This window comes from Anaerococcus sp. NML200537 (assembly GCF_026131715.1).
Lineage (GTDB): Bacteria > Bacillota > Clostridia > Tissierellales > Peptoniphilaceae > Anaerococcus > Anaerococcus kampingae.
In genome coordinates, this window is sequence record NZ_JAMXSL010000065.1 from 1 (window position 1) to 5,221 (window position 5,221).

Below are 5,221 nucleotides of genomic sequence, written 5' to 3' on the forward strand. Positions count from 1 at the left end.
GTTCCTTTTGGTTTTGTATGCTGGCACTCTCTCCTTTCTGCTCATCATCTTTAGATAGTCTGCAATAAATTGCAGCTTTGAATGAAAAGTGATTTGAATTTGTTTGTATCATTTCCTATTCCTCCTTGTTTGAGTTTTCAGAAATAACACAACTTTCTCTAAAACTATTTTTATTATAGCACTCTTTTTTATTACTATCAATATTATATTTGCTATACTCAATTTCATTGTCCTTACTTATTTTGCTTGATTTTCTTATTAGTCTTAGAAAAGCGTCTGTGTCTGTTCTTCTATTATCATAATTTCTTTTTACAATGTATTTTGTTTGTCTTTTTGTCATAGCTTATCCTTTCATGCAATAAAAAAAGGCGATTAGATTTTTAATTTTCTAATCGCCTTTTAAGTGTCATATTTATATTTTTTTATCTCTGGCATACTTTTATACCTTTTCATACTTAAAGTCTTTAATAATGGCTTTCCACCTCTTTTTACCTATAAAGATTCTCCTACGTCATAGTTCATTTTTTTATTCCCTCCTTGATGTCTTGGTTTTTCTTTGTCTTCTTCATACCATTTTAAGATTGTCGCATAATGGTTTTGATAGGTCTTACCACTGCTTTCCATGTATCTGGATAGTTTATTTATCATTATTTCTGCGTGTGAGTTTAATTTTTCTTTAAGGTTTTTATATTCTTCTTCGCTTAACCTTACATTTTTGAATTCTCCATAAAAAATGGGGGTGGACTGTTCTTCTCTCCCCTTATCTATACTAACCTTATCTAATCTACCCTTATCTATACTGGGTTGACCACTTGACAACCTTTGGTTAACCAGATGACAACCAACTTTTTCTTCTGAAATATATGCTCCATTTTCCGTTTGATAAAGCTGCTGTTTCTGCTCTATATACATTGTTGGCTTATATCTGTCTTTTCTAATATAGTTATTTATCTTCCAATGAGTAATGACGATAATTCCCTGATCAAAGACTATCACAAAGCCTTTGGCAATGAGTATTTTTAGGTCATCTTCATTTGCTCCGATTATTTTGATGATTTTCTTAGGATTATTTACAAAACCATCATCATCTGCCCTCATTGATAAATGAAAATACAGACATTGACTACTTAGTGGCATATCCAAAAATAAATCGCTATCCACTATCTTTAGTGAAAACATTCTTTTATCTGCCATGCTCTCCTACCTTTCTTCAAATAAAAAAAGACGATAGTTTTTAATTCTACCGCCTTGTGTATTGCTATGATTTAACATAATTATATATTAAATTTTTAAGTCTTTATTATTCAACATCTTACTAAACATATCATGGTACATATCTTTAGAAGATTCTTCTATCTTGGTAATACTTGATATTTTATTTCCTGCATCCTTTGATGATGCTCCGCAAAGATAAAAGGCTTCATTTCCCGTTCCATAGTCTATGGCAATGTATCTATCATGGTATTTTTTACCCGCTATCTTCAGTTTCAGGTCTATATTAGGATAGTCTTTTCTAAAATCATCTAAGATGTTTTTTGTAAGCATATCCTTGTTCTTGACATTATCACTAAAGACTACGATTTGAGTCTTATCTCTTGCAGCTCTTAAAAGTTCTAATGTTTTAAGTCCGATATAGTTATCTATTACATAAATGCTTTTCTTTGCTGATTTATATATTTTTGTATAGGCAACATCAGCTTCTATCTTATCTCCATTCATCAAGAGGAAATGTTTATATGTTTCCGGGTCTATAAAATTATCCATTACCTTTTTCAAATCTTCTTTAGTAGCTAATGTGTTAATCTTACTATCTATCCTTGCAATATCATTTGTGTTTTGGTTGGTTTGAATGGCAATTTGTACTAATTCTTTTGAACTGATAAAATCTTGATTTTCAATGATGAAGTCTTTCATCTGCTTAAACATTCGTATTAAAGCCTTGCTCTGTCTAACGGCAAGTTCTCCTCTTAATACAGTCATAAGCATATAAATACCCTGCTCTGTAAAAGCATAAGGTAGTTTTCTACGACCGCCCCAACTTGATGTCGATTTTTTCGATATCAAGTTTTCAAACTCTGATTTCGTCAACTGAAACATAAAATCATCATCAAATTTCTCCGAATTGTTTTTTACTTGCTCGTTAAATCTTGTCGTTGTATATCCATAGATTTCAGCAAGTTCAAAATCAAGCATAACCTTTTGATTTCTTATATAGTAAATCCTATTCTTAATCGTATCTTCATTGATTACTACTATTTCTTTATTTTGATCTGCCACAAAATGCACCTCCAGTATATTTTTTGGACTACAACTTGTAGCCATTTTCTCTTTATTTCATTCAGCTTACAGCTTGTAAGCTAATTCTCCATCATATCTTCAAAGTATAATTGCTATAATTATACCAAAAATATTAAATCTTTTCTATCTTTCCCCCTCTCTTTATCTATCTCTATATCTTTCTCTATCTCTATCTCTTGTCGGACATGGGTTGGACTCATTAAGGACAATGTCCTCTGTTTATTTTGTCTGTGAAAAATTCTTCTTTTAATTTTATCCAATAATATCTTTTGTTTGTTGCCATATCTGCTCCTTTCTTGATTTTCGATAATCGAAATTCTTGATTTCTGATTTTCGGAAGTCTTGTTATTATAGATATTTAAGGGTGTAACTTTTCGTTACTCCCTTAGATTTCTCTGGTCATATCTTTTTTGCTTGGTTTTACTTTTTCTTTTACTTTCCTTTTGACTTTCTCTTTTGTCTTATCCTTGTTCTTGGATAGGTCTTTGTATTTCTTTATTTGTTTTAGGATACTTTCTTTTTCTTTTTTATTTTCTTTGGCTATGATTTGTTTAAAGGCATATTCCATTACTTTTATGTCTTTGGCTTGGAAGAATACTTCATAGTTTTTGCTTCCTTTATTTTTCATTACTGAAAACTTTACTCCAAGTTTGTTTAGTTCTTTTTTTAAGTCTTTGAAGTCACTTTGATCTATGCTTATATTTTCTAGTTGTCCTTTCTTGTAGAGGTCTTTTAGTTTCATTTCATCGCCCATAAGGCTTTTTAGGTTTCCGTTTGCTTTTTCTAAAGTATCATTCATCTTTTTTCTTATTTCTTTTTCTAAGTTGATTGATTCTTTTGCTGCCTTTATTGTGTATGTTATTATGGTTTGTGCTGCTTGACCTGCTTCTTTGCTTATTTCTTCGTTTATCATGTTTTATCTCCTTTGTTTGAATTAAAAAAAGGGAAGTATAGGCTTTAATTTTTCTATACTTCCCTTTGATTGTTTTTATTTTATTGTTCTTGGTGGTGGAATGCTTTATTTTGATGTTTTTATATATTTCTTAGGTCTTTATACCTTTTATACTTTTAAATAGCTTAAAATACCTTTCCACCTTTAGTAGTTTATGTGTGTTCTTTTATCTGATAGATAGTTTTTCATGTTGGAATATAATATCTGCACTTCTTCATTGTTCATCGCTTTTATTTCTTCTGTGCTTTTATATGTTTTGTATCTTCCATCTTGATCTGCTTTTATGAGTTCGTCTATTAGCTCTTGCCTTTTATTCATCTCTATTACCTCCTAGATCTGCCTTTATTTTCTTGGTCATATTATAGCTTGGATAAGATATTTTTACCAGGTCTTATCTTTCTTGATTTTTGTAATAGTCTTTAATTGTCTGCCTTTTTTCATTAAACTTATCACTATCTTGCTTATACTCTTTTATCTTTTCTATGATACTTTCTTTTTCTCCTCTCTTAATTGCCTTGTCAATTTCTATTGATAGGTCAATACCATATTCTTCATTGACTACTTCTACTGCATATTTAATATGATTTATTTCCTTGTATCTTTCCCTTATCTTTTCTGACTCTGTATTTAATTTACTGATTTCGTCTTCTAGGTTTTTGATTTCTCCTAACCATTCTTTTTCTCTTAAATTTTTCTTTCCACTGATTTTTTCAATTAAGGTTCTTGCCCTTATATGTTGGTCTATTTCCTTTTGATTATTCTTGTAGAAGCTTTCTTTGAATATTTTCTTGCTTTCATATTCTTGGTAGGTTGCTTTTGTTTTTCTTACAGTCTTTGCATAGGCTAAACACTTATTAAGGTCTTCTATCTTTTGACTGTTTTCTTTTATGGTCTTATATATTTCAGAGTTTTTACTTCTTATGTTATTTATATGTCCTTGTAGGTCTGATATGGTTTTTATTTTGTTTTCTCTTAGATAATTTATTCCACTTGCATATCTTTTTAGATCATAGATTGCCTTGTTTCTTTTACCATAAAATGATAATTCAGCTCTATTATTTTCTTGCATTTCTTGATAAAAGCTTAAATATTCATAGAGGTTAAAGAGTCCTGATTCATTTTCTATTTGCTTTTTACTTTGGTCTTTATATTCCTTGTATGATTCTTTTAGTTTATCTTTGAAGCCTGCTAACCAATATGTTATTTTCTTTATTTCATTGCCTATGTTTTTTAATAGTTCATTCTGTTTTTTTATTTCACGATTTATATCTCCTTTTTCTGTTCTTATTCCCTTTCTTTCCATTGCACTAGCACTTGCTCCTAGATGTATTGTTGGTATTTGTTTTATGCCTTGTCTTTTAAAACTCCTATGGTCTACTCTTTTTTCTATTTTGTTTTTTGCTAGATATTCATTACAAAGGTTTGAAAAATTTTCTCTCCATTTTTCTACATTGCCTTTATCGTTCCAGGTTGTTAGTTCTACTTTTCTTGTCTTTGGTTTTCCATTTTTGTTTAAAATCTTTTCTCCTTTTTCATCTAGGATATATTCTTTTTTTGACTTTGCTAAGAACTCTCCTTTTTCGTTTATGGGTCGCATTATTGTCATTATATGACAATGAATATTTCCATTTTTATCTTGACTCTCATCATGAATTGCATAATCTACTATCATTTCTTGTGATGTTAGATTTTCTTTTATAAATCTTTCGACTAGGTTTTTATTTTCACTTAAAGTTAATTCTTTTGGTAGTCCTATTATGAATTGTCTTGCTAGTTGTGCATTAGAATTTTTTTCTGCCATTTCTACTTTATTCCATAAGGTCGACCTATCATTAAATTCTTTCGGTATATGATCAGGCAATATTATATTTTTTACTAATACTTTTTCTTTTCTTGTATAGTCATGGGTTACTCCGTCCCATTCATTTTTTATTTTTTCTCCACTTATATATGCTGCACTTGCTACTGCAC

The 5,221-nt window shown here is 29.8% G+C and carries 6 protein-coding genes; all 6 read right to left on the reverse strand.

What is annotated here, in order from left to right:
• Nucleotides 1-115: 115 nt before the first annotated feature.
• Complete coding sequence (locus NH288_RS11170; RefSeq protein ID WP_265215361.1) at nt 116-340, reverse strand: hypothetical protein; 225 nt, start codon at nt 338-340, stop codon at nt 116-118.
• Between the two features lie 152 nt (nt 341-492).
• Nucleotides 493-1,194 carry a replisome organizer gene (locus NH288_RS11175; protein ID WP_265215362.1) on the reverse strand — a complete coding sequence of 234 codons (702 nt, stop codon included), beginning with the start codon at nt 1,192-1,194 and terminating at the stop codon, nt 493-495.
• Between the two features lie 87 nt (nt 1,195-1,281).
• Nucleotides 1,282-2,277 carry an ORF6N domain-containing protein gene (locus NH288_RS11180; RefSeq protein ID WP_265215363.1) on the reverse strand — a complete coding sequence of 332 codons (996 nt, stop codon included), beginning with the start codon at nt 2,275-2,277 and terminating at the stop codon, nt 1,282-1,284.
• Between the two features lie 406 nt (nt 2,278-2,683).
• On the reverse strand, nt 2,684-3,211 hold the full coding sequence (locus tag NH288_RS11185) for a PcfB family protein (protein ID WP_265215365.1): 528 nt from the start codon (nt 3,209-3,211) through the stop codon (nt 2,684-2,686).
• A 183-nt stretch (nt 3,212-3,394) separates the two neighbouring features.
• Nucleotides 3,395-3,568, reverse strand: a complete 174-nt coding sequence (locus tag NH288_RS11190; protein WP_265215367.1) for a hypothetical protein — start codon at nt 3,566-3,568, stop codon at nt 3,395-3,397.
• A 73-nt stretch (nt 3,569-3,641) separates the two neighbouring features.
• The coding region (gene mobQ, locus NH288_RS11195) for a MobQ family relaxase (protein WP_265215369.1) at nt 3,642-5,221 on the reverse strand (1,580 nt) is incomplete at its 5' end.